This is a genomic window from Neisseria sp. P0021.S007 (assembly GCF_051956855.1).
Window position 1 is genome coordinate 1 of sequence record NZ_JBQCXA010000441.1, and the last position, 731, is coordinate 731.

A 731-nucleotide genomic window follows, 5' to 3' on the forward strand; every position below is an offset into this window, starting at 1 on the left:
CCATGCCCACCATCATCAACATTAACAACCATTAAAAAAAGGCCGTCTGAACTTTCAGACGGCCTTCATTTATTCTAATTCATAACCCAAATTTCTAAAAAAACGGGATAATGTTTCCAACTCATCACCATTTAATTGGGCAAAACGGACACGGTTGCAGCCAGTCAAGACTACATTGCCCATCCAGTGCGCCCCAAAGACGTGCTCTAAAGGGACATTCCTCATTCGATTGATAAACGGTACTTCTGAAGAAAATTGTGTAGCAATATTCGGAGGCGCGAATTTCAGACCCAAGTCCTGCAATCTATAACGGTGTTGCGCCGTCAAAAACATATCCTCGTGGTGCAGCCGCACCAGCCATTCCATACCGGCCATTTTTCCGTCTTTCGGCGGCAAAGGCGGCCGGATTTCTACATTTAGGCCCAGTTGCCGAGGCATGGTTAAAAGCCGCTTGCTGCGCAGGCTGAAACCGCCGTTCTGCGGCTCGTCCAAATTCGGGGAAGTCTGAATCAGATGCTGTTTGGCCAAATATTGGTCGGTCCCCTTCAGGAAAAACTGCCCGTCGGCTTCTGTTTCCAACAAAATCGGCAAAGGTGCGCCGATGTAGTCATATTCCCGATAGGCATCCTGCCAGTTTTGACCATTCAACACCCAGCCGTCATTCTGAACAATCAAACAATAATCGGTTTCGATGTAATACATCAGTTGGTACAAAACAAACAGATTGTATT

At 46.8% G+C, this 731-nt stretch carries 1 protein-coding gene; it reads right to left on the reverse strand.

Annotated features, from left to right (window positions below; all coding sequences use genetic code 11):
- Window positions 1-69 precede the first annotated feature (69 nt).
- Window positions 70-731, reverse strand: a 662-nt coding sequence (locus ACTHUR_RS13880) for a DUF5672 family protein (protein WP_440399124.1), incomplete at its 5' end; no start/stop codon positions are given.